We start from the raw sequence: 11,541 nt of genomic DNA on the forward strand, positions 1-11,541 counted from the left end.
AACTCTGTAAAATACGTATCATATAAAGATTTAAAATTGGTAACAGCTGATTTAAAGGCAGTTTATTCTGCAATAAATGAAGCAGAGGGATTAAGAGAATTACAAAATTTTGCTAAAAAATGGGATGAAAAATATCCAGTTATTTTTGATATATGGCAGAGAAATTGGTCTGGAATAGCTCCGTTCTTTAGCTTTCCGGAAGACATTAGAAAGGCGATTTACACTACTAATGCTATTGAATCAACTAACCGTCAAATTCGTAAAATTATAAAAAATAAGGGGGTATTTCCAGATGATAAATCGATTCAGAAAATAATCTTTTTAGCATTGACAAATGCTTCTAAAAAATGGACAATGCCTATTAAGAATTGGGCCATGGCTTTAAATCAATTTGCTATACTTTGTGATACTAATTTACAAAATTGGGCAAATGGAGAAATCGTACTTACACAAAAAATCTGACAGACCCTTGTAATACTGTGCATAAACTTCCATAATCTCTCAATTGGGTTAAGATTTGGACTATATGGTGGCAAAAATACTAGCTCTATGTTACTATTTACTAGGTATTCCTTAACTTTCTTGGATTTGTGGTAACTAGCATTGTCACAGATTAAATATATTCTTTCCTTGTCACTATTCTCCTCTTCCAACCTTTGTAGAAAATTAACTATCTGCTCCCCATTTATTTTGGGGTTCTCTGTCCTTACTAACTGTAAATCAGCTAGGTTAATAGCACCAATCATGTGCTTTCTTCTCCAGCCACTGAATGTCGGTAAGGTCTTATTTTGGTTCTTTCTTATCCAACCACACCTTGCCCTTGCTTGATACTGAGGATGAACACCATCCATAAAATATATGGCTTCCTTATCTCTAAGATTCCCTTTTAGTAAACTGTAGTTTAACTTAAATAATTCTTGCTTGTCAAAATCCAGTTTAGCCGCTACTACTTTCGGCTTCTTGTACACAAATCCCAGTTTGTATAGTAATTTTGTTACTCCCGTTATCGTATATGTCACACCATATTTGTTCTCAATGTGATGCATGATATCTTTAGCATAAACATCTCTCCTATCTTTGTAACCCTTCATTTACGAGCAGTATACTACAACTTATTCAAATAATCATAAACCTTATAAAACTACTGAAATCAGGAATGAACATAATAAATGTTACGGTGAAATACGTGAAGAAACAATAAAAACACATATAAAATTTAGATTAAATAAACATTATCCAATAATAATTATAGAATATAGATCTCTTTCTCTTCCTGATAAAATAATCCCTGGCTGGTCTTTTGATTTTAAGTTTGTTCTTAGCGGTCCTAACGGCGATAAGATGGAGGCAAAAGATAATGCTTATCTAGGAATTAATTATAATCTTGAAGGTAAAATATGTAAATTAACTGTACCAAATCCTCCCGTAGTTTCTCAAAACCCTCTTTGGCCTGCTTTAGTCATGTATCATGGTCAGATTTATACATTACCTGTAAATAGTGGACACTATAACTACATAACGCGAGTTTCGTATTCAAAAAGTCGCTGAATAGCTGATAGTAACTGGGTTACGGGGATCTTGATAATACTGTTTTTGTTATAAAGTGAGTACAAAATACAAATTGCTAATTAAAATATGGTATTTATAGTATTAGAAAAAAGTTTATAGGTTATTGAAAAAACTTTAAGAGCAATAACCTATGATAATGGATTTTACAGAAATATTTTGTTACGTCGATGATTTTTTTCAAGAATTAGACAAGCATACAAATTCAATTACTAATTATAACAACAAATCTGGTCCTAAAAGTCGACTGAACAGAAGTGAGGTAATAACAATTATAATAGGCTACTGGCAGTCATCTTATGATTGTTTTAAGAATTATTATCTGAAGCAAATATGAATTCATCATCAAAGAGATTTTTAATTAACGCGAGTTTCGTATTAATAGAGGAACTGAATAGCTGATAGTAACTGGGTTACGAGGATATTAGTAATATTGTTTTTGTTATAAAATGTACTTAAAACTGCATAAATTTTTAGTAAATTGTCTTTTTTGATTATAACTATTAAATTGTAAAACTTGTCATACCTCTTACAAACCTTGAAAGGATAAGCATTATAGCATATTCATTAACCATAATTTAGGCATCTTAATACGAAACTCGCGTATTAATTAAATTAGATAATAATTAGTTAAAGAATGCAAACCATTTTAAAATTCATGAATGAAAATTAATTAAAACTTATAAAAAGAAGTGTATTTTTTCATAGAAGAGGTCCTGATCGTAATTTCATCAGGGATTTCGGTTATGAACCTTGAAGGGTAAGAGCGGACTATTTCATAAAATATTTTTCGGTTTTCCGCATGGGTAATGTATAGGTCTTTTTTGGCTCTCGTAATGCCGACATAAGCAATTCGGCGTTCTTCTTCTAAGCCTTTTTCACCGTCTTCGTCTAGAGATCTTTGAGACGGAAATACCCCCTCTTCCCATCCCGGTAAAAACACTACGTCAAACTCAAGCCCTTTAGCTGCGTGCAGTGTCATTATAGTAACAGAGCCACCGTAATTGGTTTCAAGCACTTCATTTTCCATAACTAAGCTTGAATGTTCGATAAAATCATGAATATCGTTAAATTCGGCAATAGCTCTAAGCATTTCGTTAATATTTTCGATTCTACCTAATGCTTCTTCGGTTTTTTCTTCTTGAAGCATTTCAAGATAACTGGAATCATCAAGTATTGCTTTAACCACGTTTATTGGAGCATCTATACTAAATCTTTCGTACCAATTATCGATTTTAGTAACCAAATCTTTTAGAGAATCATATGATTTTGCTTTAATCTCACCTATTTCTAGCATTTCTTTAATGGCTGCGAAATTAGAAATATTTCGCTCAAGTGCATAAACTCTAATTTTATTTAAGCTAGCTGCACCTATTGCCCTTTTCGGCACATTTATAATACGCTCAAGTGCTAGATTGTCATTTTGATTCAAAGATATACGGATATAAGCAAGCACGTCTCTTATTTCCATACGTTCATAGAACCGCAAACCGCCTATAATTTTATAAGGTATAGCACTATTTATAAAAGCCTCCTCAAAACTTCTAGTTTGGAAACCTGCCCGCACTAATATAGCGATATTACCTGCATTATATCGGTCTTCTCTCACTAACTTATCTATTTCGCCGGCTATATATCTTGCTTCTTCTTTATCACTCCAACAAGAAATAATTTTTATCTTTTCACCGCTTTCCCTATCCGTCCATAACGTTTTACCGTGACGGTTCTTATTATTATTGATAACATTGGAAGCAGCAGCAAGTATTGGCAAAGTTGATCTATAATTCTGCTCTAATTTAATAATTGTTGCACCTGCAAAATCTTTTTCAAAACGTAATATATTCCCGACTTCTGCTCCTCGCCAACCATAGATAGATTGATCATCATCCCCTACACAGCAGATATTTTTATATAAACTTGCGAGCATTCTTGCCCATAAATACTGGACAACGTTAGTGTCTTGATATTCATCGATTAAAATATATCGATATTTTTCTTGGTAATATCTTAGTATTTTGGGATTTTTAATAAAAAGCTCATTATTATAAAGTAGCAAATCTCCAAAATCTAAAACATTAGAAATAAGTAAATTTTTCTGATATTCTTCGTATACAAGTTTTGCCACCCGCTGCAGCGGTAAATTAGTATCTGATGCTGATAGTTTACTTGGTAATAATCCTTGATCTTTCCATCTCGAAATTATGATATGTATTAATTTAGGAGCATATTTTTTAGTATCAATATCTTTTAGCTTTACTATATCTTTAACTAGTTTTAATTGATCATCATGACTAATAATAGTAAATCTATTATTTAAACCAAGATTTAAATGCTCAATCTGGTCACGTAATATCCTAGCTGCCATTGAGTGGAAAGTGCCTATATTAAGACCATAGCAATTAATTAGACTATTAACTCTTTCAGCCATTTCTTTAGCAGCTTTATTAGTAAAAGTAACGGCTAGAATATTTTGAGGTGAGGCTAAATTTTGGTGAATAATATTAGCTATTCTTGAGGTAAGTACCTTTGTTTTACCTGTCCCTGCACCTGCAAGCAATAAAAGCGGTCCTTCAGTGTGAAGAACTGCTTTTTGTTGCTCTGGATTTAATGTATGTATGAAATCTTGATTTTGCATTGTACCTGTCATACCGTGGCTTGACCACGGGATCCATAAAAAAATTTAAAAAGACTAGACCCCGTGATCAAGGAACTAGGTGACACTGTTGGCCTTGTTGCATGGATCAATTCCACCACTGTCATCCCGCGACTTGATCGCGGGATCCAGTTTAAAATACTAAAATTGTTAGTATTTTAAGTTGTTTTCTGGATACCGTGGTCAAGTCACGGTATAACACCGAGCGTATTTTTCGATCCATGCAACAATGCCGACACTGTTCTAAAATATCACCTAATTCTTCTCAGATTTTTAATAATATAAGAAATAGTAATTATCGGACTACAAATAATTATTTTAAATAACCTAAAATAAGAGATTAAATTTCTATCTTCAATAAACCAATTATATAAATCATTTATAGGTTTAATCTCAGCAGGAATAATATATTTATCTTTAAATAATTCTTTCAAAGCTCTTTTTGCCTGTTTTGCTTCTACTTTACGCTCTATTGTTAAGCTTTGATCATGTACTCGGTAGAAATATAAAGATTCCGGTATATGAGCAAATTTCGTAACAAGTCCAAAACGAAGCCAATATTCATAATCATCCACTAACTGTATATTTTCATTATATCCACCTACCTGCCTTGCTAAATCAACTCTATATAAGAAACATGCACCGACGCAATCTCTAATCGGTAAAAACTCAGGCGGTTCTTGATAAAGTCTTGCACCTATACTACCTTGCTCATCGATTAAAGTATAATCAGTATATACAAGCCCTATCTCAGGTGAATTATCAAGTGTCTTAACCATTTTTTCTAAAGCATTTTCATGGAAAAGATTATCATCTGAAGTCCAAGTAAAATACTCCCCCTTAGCCTCTATAAAAGCAATATTAAGACTTGCCGGTAATCTTTTATTGGTCTCATTTACTATTACCTTAATACGTGAATCCTGCTCTGCATATTTCCTAGCTACTATAACACTATTATCTTTTGAGCAATCATCAATAATAATAAGCTCAAAATCTTTAAAGCTTTGATTAAGGCAGCTCTCAATAGCAAAAGGTAATAGCTTCTCTCTATTATAAACCGGTAAAACTATTGAGATTTTTGGAAGATTACTATGCATGTACTCCTAACATGTCAAGGGTATTTAAATTATTAATTATATCTTCTATTAGTCTGATTCTTCAGATTTACATCCATCTTCAAAGATTAATATTGCTTAAAGCATTATTAAGCATTTTGGGTATTATAGTATTTTTCTCTTCAAACCTTTTAATTAGTTGCATCAAAGGATAAACATATTCAATTGATAACGATTCTTTATATTGATCTAATAGTCCAGCAAAACAATCAGATACTGCCTATAAGCAAAGGATCAGCTCCTTCATTATCTATTAAATCAAATACTTCATAAATTTTTTCAATTTGTACTTCAATATTATCTACAAGAACCGGCATAATTTTTACTATTTATTACTTAGATTATTATATTTTCTATGTCATTCCCGCGAAAGCGGGAATCCAGAAAAAATAATCTTAATACTGCTACAAAGAATTATATATTTTATAAAATAAGCATATAAAATAATTTTTTATATTCTTTACTAGATTCCTGCTTTCGCAGGAATGACATAAAAGGAACCATTAGGGCATTCTTAATTCTGTAAATTTATATATTTCGTATTTAGATATTCAAATATCCCTTCAAATGAGCCTTCAACTCCAAAACCTGAAGCTTTACGTCCTGCAAAAGGTACTTTTGCATTTGCAGGTAACGGGTCGTTAATCGATACCATACCAAAATCAAGCTTACCGGCTATCATTTGTGCCACGGATATATTATTTGAATATACATATCCTTGCAAGCCGTATTCTGTATTATTGGCACGTTCTATTATTTCATCCAAATCTTTAAATTTATAACAAGCAACTACCGGGCCAAATATTTCTGTTCTAAAGATATCCATATTATCCAAACAGTCAATAATAATAGTAGGCTCAATAAAATTATCAACAGCTTTACCGCCACAAATTAATTTAGCTCCTTTATTTTGTGCATCAATGAGTAGCTTTTGTATTTTTTCTATAGCAACGTGATTAATTAATGGACCTACATCTGATGTCTTATCAAATCCGTCCCCAGCTTTAAGCTTAGTAAATTTAGCTTTTAGAATTTCTATAAATTTTTCATATATAGATTCTTCTATAAATATCCTATTAGGTGAAGTACAAGACTGCCCGCTATTTCTAGTTTTAGCGATTACTAAATCACTTGCCACTTTTTCCAAATCATTAGACATCTTTTCAAACCAGCTTCTAGAGGTAATTTAGACGTCGATCCGGTACTCGTATCCTCACGTACCAAAGCGTACGCTGCGGTACTGCGTTCCGTGTCTCCTTTAAATTCCTCTCTATAAGCTGGTTTGAAAAGATGTCTATTATCTGCAGTTATAATGAAAGGAGCATTACCGCCAAGTTCTAAAGATAAACGTTTTATAGTATTAGCTGAATTTTGATATAGAATTTTACCGACATTTGTAGAACCGGTAAATGATAATTTACGAAGCCTAAAATCTTCACAAAAAGCCTTACCTATAATATCCGAATCACCGGTAATTACGTTAAATACTCCGGCAGGCAACCCGGCATCGCTTGCCAATTTTGCAAGCACTAAAGCCGATAAAGGCGCAAGGCTTGACGGTTTTAATATAACGCTGCAACCCGCAGCTATTGCAGGTACTACCTTGCGAGTAATCATTGCATTTGGAAAATTCCAAGGAGTTATAGCCGCAGAAGGTCCAACCGGCTCATATTGCGTAACAATTTTATGAGTTTTACTATTACCGGGTTTGATAGTTGAATGAATATTATGTATAGCATATGTATACCAATCAATAAAAGAGGCTCCGTATAGAATTTCTTTCTTTGATTCGGCAAGTACTTTACCCTGTTCTAGCGTTAATATATGACTTAGCTCATCAATATTTTCGATTACTAAATTATACCATTTTCTAAGAATCGCTATTCTTTCTTCAAATGAACTTTGTGACCATGAAGAAAAACTAGTCACCGTATTATTAATTGCTGAATTAATCTCAGATAATCCCAAATTCGGAACTGTAGCAATTTCTTTTACGGTCGAAGGATTAATAACGGATATTTGCTTCCCGAACTCTATAAATTCACCGTTTATATAATTCTTTCCCGTAATGTTTTTAAGTAAGTTCATATATTTCTCATGGCATTATTGGGTGGATACTAAAATCGTCATTGCGAGGAAAATTACGAAGTAATTGACGAAGCAATCCAGTTAAAAATGCTAATATTTAGCATTTTTTTAATTTTTTCTAGATTGCCATGTTCCTTTCAGTCGCTCGCAATGAATCCGCATTATATAGTTCAGATTCTACTATATTCTCCTTATTATCCTTAAATAAAGCATGTATCACATTCTTCTTTAATTCATCAGGGGATGCTAATAATGTACGAAAATGTTCTAAGTCAACTTTATTATCAGTTACCTTTGTAACTCCTATCTCTGCTCCTATAGCTTTAAAAAAAATTTCCCATTTTTTCTCTGAAGTTAAGTGCTGGATAGGTATAATTCCTCTCTATTTTATAAAATTAGAAAGAAAGATTATATTGCTATAACTTTCAATACAAAAAAAATTAATAAATTTTTATATGATTATGTCTTTTTTTAGGAAATTTAGGGGGTGTCAGAAAGTTTGTGTAAGTTATAAAAATAGTTAAGAATAAAATTAACTAAAGAACCCTCAGCTATAAGCTGAGGGGTTATAAAGTGGAATCGATTAGAAATCGATCATCATTCACAGGTTCACCTTCCTGTTCATCAATATAGTGCTGTATCATTTCATCAGTTATATTACCTGAACTGACCGCCATATAGCCCCTAGCCCACAAATGATTGCCCCAAAATTGTTTTCTTAAATGAGCAAATTCTTGCAATAAAATTCTTGAGCTACTACCTTTTAAATACTGTACTAACTTGCTAAGAGATATTTGTGATTTATATGAGATAAACATATGCACGTGATCACATGATATTTTCCCTGAAATTATATATACTTCATGTTCCATACAAATCTGCCTTAGTAAATCTCTAGCCCTTTCCGCTACTTTGCCTATCAACACTCTCTTCCTATATTTTGGTATCCATATAAGATGTACTTTTAAATCATACTGACTATGACTATTCTTTCTATAACTTCTCATGTTTCTTGATATAAATTCATTGCTAAAGCAATTTCATTATATCTTCCCTTCGCCTGAAGGCGAGGGATTTCTTATCCCCGAAGGGGGACATTAAAACAACTTACATGAGGCTAATATGAAGAATAAGAGTAAAGTATCAAATCCGACTATAGAAAAAGTAGTATCAGAAATACTATCACAAAGTGATCCATCTGAGATATTTGGCAAAGAAGGAATATTTCAGGAAATTAAAAAGCAGATAGTAAATAAGATTTTAGAAAAAGAAATGGAATCTCATATAGGTTATGAGAAGCATTCTAAGAATACCAAGGAGTCAGATAATAGACGTAATGGCAATTATGAAAAGACTCTAATAGATTCCGAGGGTCGTAAATTGATAGTAGAAGTGCCAAGGGATCGGGAAGGAGAATTTGAACCTCAACTAATTCCAAAAGGAGTAAGGAGATTTGAAGGATTTGATGATAAAGTAATATCTTTATATGCTAGGGGAATGACTATTCGAGAAATACAAGGGCACTTAGAAGAACTATATGCCACCAAAGTATCATCTGAGTTAATATCAAAGGTAACTGATGGCATTTTAGAGGAAGTTACTGCGTGGCAGAATAGAGCACTTGATAGTGTATATCCTATAATGTAGATTGTATTCATGTTAAGGCAAGAGACAATCATATAATAATAAATAAAGCAGTTTATCTAGCTATTGGCGTGAATATAGAAGGCAAGAAGGAACTATTAGGTATTTGGATAGGCAAGAATGAAGGATCTAAATTTTGGATGCAAGTAGTAACAGAACTGAAGAATCGTGGTGTAGAACAAATATATGTTGCGTGTGTTGATGGTCTTAAAGGTTTTCCAGAAGCAATAAATAGCATTTTCCCAAAAACCACAGTACAACTGTGTATTGTTCATATGGTAAGAAACTCTGTAAAATACGTATCATATAAAGATTTAAAATTGGTAACAGCTGATTTAAAGGCAGTTTATTCTGCAATAAATGAAGCAGAGGGATTAAGAGAATTACAAAATTTTGCTAAAAAATGGGATGAAAAATATCCAGTTATTTTTGATATATGGCAGAGAAATTGGTCTGGAATAGCTCCGTTCTTTAGCTTTCCGGAAGACATTAGAAAGGCGATTTACACTACTAATGCTATTGAATCAACTAACCGTCAAATTCGTAAAATTATAAAAAATAAGGGGGTATTTCCAGATGATAAATCGATTCAGAAAATAATCTTTTTAGCATTGACAAATGCTTCTAAAAAATGGACAATGCCTATTAAGAATTGGGCCATGGCTTTAAATCAATTTGCTATACTTTGTGATACTAATTTACAAAATTGGGCAAATGGAGAAATCGTACTTACACAAAAAATCTGACAAACCCGAAATTTATTATTTATTCAAAAATTTCTCTGCTTCAAGAGCCGCCATACAGCCACTACCTGCAGCAGTTACTGCTTGTCTATAAATTTTATCCTGAACGTCACCGGCAGCAAAAACCCCTTCTACGCTAGTTTTAGTCGTACCTGACTTCGTGATGATATAATTATCGTTATCCATTGCAATTTGTCCGGTAAATAGCCCCGTATTCGGTGCATGCCCGATAGCTATAAATACACCACTACAATTCACTAAACTAATCTCTTTGGTGTGAACATTTTGAATTTTAACTCCGGTAACGGATTTTGGTTTATCGCTACCTACAATCTCATCTACTACATGATCCCAAATTACCGATATTTTAGGGTTTTTAAATAATCGATCCTGTAATATTTTCTCAGCTCTAAAACTATCTCTTCTATGCACTATAGTAACTTTACTAGCATGATTGGTTAAGTATAAAGCTTCTTCTACTGCACTATTTCCTCCCCCTACTACCACTATTTCTTGATTCTTAAAAAAGAAACCATCGCAAGTAGCACATGCCGAAACACCAAAACCACGAAATTCCTGCTCTGAAGCTATACCAAGCCATTTTGCTTCTGCACCGGTACAAATGATTATACTTTCTGCTTCATACTCATTTCCTGATCCTGTAAATACTTTAAAAGGCCTTTTTGATAAATCTACCTTTTCTACGTAATCACTAACAATTTCTGTACCGACATTTTTAGCCTGCATAGACATCTGCTCCATAAGCCAAGGTCCTTGCACCGTTTCCGCAAATCCAGGATAATTCTCAACATCGGTGGTAATTGTAAGCTGCCCGCCTGGCTGCATACCATTAATTAATATTGGTTTTAGAGCCGCTCTAACCGTATAAATAGCGGCACTTAAGCCCGCAGGTCCTGAACCTATTATTAGTACTTTAGTAGTAATTTTCATAATTATTATTTATTAATTTAAATGATTCCTATATCATTCCTGCGAAAGCAGGAATCCAAATTTTTTGCTGTCACCCCGTGGCTTGACCACGGGATCCATAAAAACAATAAAAAATACTAAATTATTAGTATTTTTAACTGGATCCCGCGATCAAGTCGCGGGATGACAATGAACAAATGACACCTAAGACTTCTTCTCTAACCAAGATTTGACATAGTTAATTTCTTCAGGGTTCATTAGAGAAGGAGCATGACCGGCATATTTTATTTCATAAAGATCAAAAGTTTTTGTTTCTTTCATCTTTTTAACAGTAGATTTTGTTAAAATTTGAGATTTCATCCCATGAATTACTAATATTCTACATTTTATTTTATTCCATACGGACCATAGTTTAACATCTTCTTGGTTACTAGCATTTTTCATTCCTTTTGTTATAGCAGGATCATAATTAATTTTATATTTTCCGCCAAATGTAGAAATTACGCTATATTTTGTTAAATAATCCCAATCTTCTTCATCTTTAATACCTATTTGGGCATAAATAAGTTTTAAATGTTCTTTTGCACTAGCCAAATCATCTAAAAGTACCGTTTTTTTAGCATAGCCTCCAATTTTAATTAAAGGAGCAGCATCAATAAATGCCCCTATATCATTTAATATTAAGGCTTTAAAAATATTTTTATATTTACTGGCAAGTATCATGCCTATAATACCTCCCATTGAAGTACCAAGCCAAATAGGTTTTTTAATATTTAGTCTTTTAAAAAAGAATAACGTATCC

The 11,541-nt window shown here is 32.7% G+C and carries 7 protein-coding genes and 4 pseudogenes; 2 read left to right on the forward strand and 9 right to left on the reverse strand.

Annotated elements, in window-relative coordinates:
- Nucleotides 1-462: IS256 family transposase (locus REIS_RS04905; RefSeq protein WP_008580162.1), on the forward strand; the 462-nt coding region annotated here is incomplete at its 5' end.
- Here REIS_RS04905 and REIS_RS12630 read toward each other — a convergent pair.
- The 7 genes and pseudogenes from REIS_RS12630 to tnpA all read right to left on the reverse strand — a co-directional run bounded on the left by REIS_RS12630 (nt 387) and on the right by tnpA (nt 8,429).
- Nucleotides 387-1,091, reverse strand: coding sequence for an IS630 family transposase (locus tag REIS_RS12630; RefSeq protein ID WP_241760888.1), 705 nt, complete (start codon nt 1,089-1,091; stop codon nt 387-389). The two genes, REIS_RS04905 and REIS_RS12630, sit on opposite strands and share 76 nt — an antisense overlap.
- A 1,148-nt stretch (nt 1,092-2,239) precedes the next feature.
- Nucleotides 2,240-4,213, reverse strand: a complete 1,974-nt coding sequence (pcrA, locus tag REIS_RS04915) for a DNA helicase PcrA (protein WP_173400502.1) — start codon at nt 4,211-4,213, stop codon at nt 2,240-2,242.
- A 257-nt stretch (nt 4,214-4,470) separates the two neighbouring features.
- On the reverse strand, nt 4,471-5,316 hold the full coding sequence (locus tag REIS_RS04920) for a glycosyltransferase (protein ID WP_008580165.1): 846 nt from the start codon (nt 5,314-5,316) through the stop codon (nt 4,471-4,473).
- Between the two features lie 532 nt (nt 5,317-5,848).
- Nucleotides 5,849-6,487, reverse strand: a pseudogene (locus REIS_RS16420) (aldehyde dehydrogenase family protein); the annotation flags it as partial.
- A gap of 146 nt (nt 6,488-6,633) precedes the next feature.
- A pseudogene (locus tag REIS_RS16430) lies at nt 6,634-7,422 on the reverse strand (aldehyde dehydrogenase family protein); the annotation flags it as partial.
- 37 nt (nt 7,423-7,459) lie between these two features.
- Nucleotides 7,460-7,584 (reverse strand): annotated as a pseudogene (locus tag REIS_RS17235) (lytic transglycosylase domain-containing protein); the annotation flags it as partial.
- Between the two features lie 404 nt (nt 7,585-7,988).
- Nucleotides 7,989-8,429, reverse strand: a complete 441-nt coding sequence (tnpA, locus tag REIS_RS04945) for an IS200/IS605 family transposase (RefSeq protein WP_008579210.1) — start codon at nt 8,427-8,429, stop codon at nt 7,989-7,991.
- A gap of 115 nt (nt 8,430-8,544) precedes the next feature.
- On the opposite strand from tnpA, the pseudogene REIS_RS11160 reads away from it, so the two are divergent.
- Nucleotides 8,545-9,812 (forward strand): annotated as a pseudogene (locus REIS_RS11160) (IS256 family transposase).
- A 15-nt stretch (nt 9,813-9,827) separates the two neighbouring features.
- On the opposite strand, the gene trxB reads toward REIS_RS11160, so the two are convergent.
- Both trxB and REIS_RS04965 read right to left on the reverse strand, forming a co-directional pair.
- Nucleotides 9,828-10,760, reverse strand: coding sequence for a thioredoxin-disulfide reductase (gene trxB, locus REIS_RS04960; RefSeq protein ID WP_008580168.1), 933 nt, complete (start codon nt 10,758-10,760; stop codon nt 9,828-9,830).
- Nucleotides 10,761-10,943: 183 nt separating this feature from the next.
- Nucleotides 10,944-11,541 (reverse strand): alpha/beta fold hydrolase (locus REIS_RS04965; protein ID WP_008580169.1); only part of this gene is annotated, 598 nt, incomplete at its 5' end.

It is taken from the genome of Rickettsia endosymbiont of Ixodes scapularis (assembly GCF_000160735.1).
Lineage (GTDB): Bacteria > Pseudomonadota > Alphaproteobacteria > Rickettsiales > Rickettsiaceae > Rickettsia > Rickettsia tamurae.

What these genes read in the sequence shown, in the direction of transcription:
- trxB (WP_008580168.1), bottom strand. Translation starts at nt 10,760, where the DNA reads ATGAAAATTACTACTAAAGTACTAATAATAGGTTCAGGACCTGCGGGC.
- REIS_RS12630 (WP_241760888.1), bottom strand. Translation starts at nt 1,091, where the DNA reads ATGAAGGGTTACAAAGATAGGAGAGATGTTTATGCTAAAGATATCATG.
- pcrA (WP_173400502.1), bottom strand. Translation starts at nt 4,213, where the DNA reads ATGACAGGTACAATGCAAAATCAAGATTTCATACATACATTAAATCCA.
- tnpA (WP_008579210.1), bottom strand. Translation starts at nt 8,429, where the DNA reads ATGAGAAGTTATAGAAAGAATAGTCATAGTCAGTATGATTTAAAAGTA.
- REIS_RS04920 (WP_008580165.1), bottom strand. Translation starts at nt 5,316, where the DNA reads ATGCATAGTAATCTTCCAAAAATCTCAATAGTTTTACCGGTTTATAAT.